A 975-nucleotide genomic window follows, 5' to 3' on the forward strand; every position below is an offset into this window, starting at 1 on the left:
CCGTTCGATGCACTGCTCGGGGTCGGCGGCGGCGATCTCCTCATCAAGAAGCTGGCCGAGGAGGTCCGCCTGGTTCGGACACTGGAGCGCCTGGGCATCCGCCCGGTGGCCATGCATGTCGTCGGCCCGGACAATGCCGATCTGGACTACTTGGCCCAGGTGGTCGCCGACGAGCTGTTCCTGCCGGCGGCGACCCTCATTGTCCTCAACGGTGGCCTGGTCGCCGATGGCCGGTCGGTGGCGAACGCCTTCGCCCCGATCCTGAACCACCCTGCCCTCGTGGCGGCGATGGCCAAGGGCGCCAAGGTCGTGCGCTTCCCCGAGCTCAACCCAATGCGCCAGGTCAGCNCCAAGGGCGCCAAGGTCGTGCGCTTCCCCGAGCTCAACCCAATGCGCCAGGTCAGCGAGAGCAAGTCGCTCTTTGCGGATGTCGCGGCGGGTGCCCCGCCGGCTGCGGGTGAGCCGCTGAGCTTCTTCGACCAGGAGCGGGTGGCGATCTGGTGGGAGGAGAAGGTCCCGGGGTTCTTCGCCGGTATCAACCCGCTCTGGATGCCGGCGCTGGCGCCCCAGGCCGAGGCCGCTGCATGAGCCAGAACGTCACCCAGCTTCGTGTCGCCCTCATGCAGCAGCTGGGTGAGGTCGAGGCGGCGGCGCGGGAGTGGGGGGTGCGGCCGGACCACCCGGAAGGGCGGTTCGTCGCCGCCCTGATGGCCGCGCAGAAGGGCCACGCCGATATGGTCCTCGCCGCAGCCGAAGCCTTCGATGCCGCGTCGAGTGAGGTCGGCGCCTGGCTCGATACGGCACGGGAGACGGCCGAGGTGAATGCCCGACGCGCGGAGGCCCAGGCCGCCGGCGTGGCGACCAAAAGCGAGCAGGCTATCGCCGCCGTGGTCGAGAAGATGGTCCCGGCCGCGACCGCCGCCCTCGCCGGTGCCGTCGTCATCCGCGAACGGCGCCGAACCATGGGCATCAGCC

At 70.4% G+C, this 975-nt stretch carries 1 protein-coding gene; it reads left to right on the forward strand.

Going from position 1 to position 975, the window contains the following annotated elements; genetic code table 11:
* Positions 1-584: 584 nt before the first annotated feature.
* On the forward strand, positions 585-975 hold a 391-nt coding region (locus QWZ14_RS09075; RefSeq protein ID WP_290316313.1), incomplete at its 3' end, for a hypothetical protein.

The organism is Paeniroseomonas aquatica, assembly GCF_030409335.1.
GTDB classification, from domain to species: domain Bacteria; phylum Pseudomonadota; class Alphaproteobacteria; order Acetobacterales; family Acetobacteraceae; genus Belnapia; species Belnapia aquatica.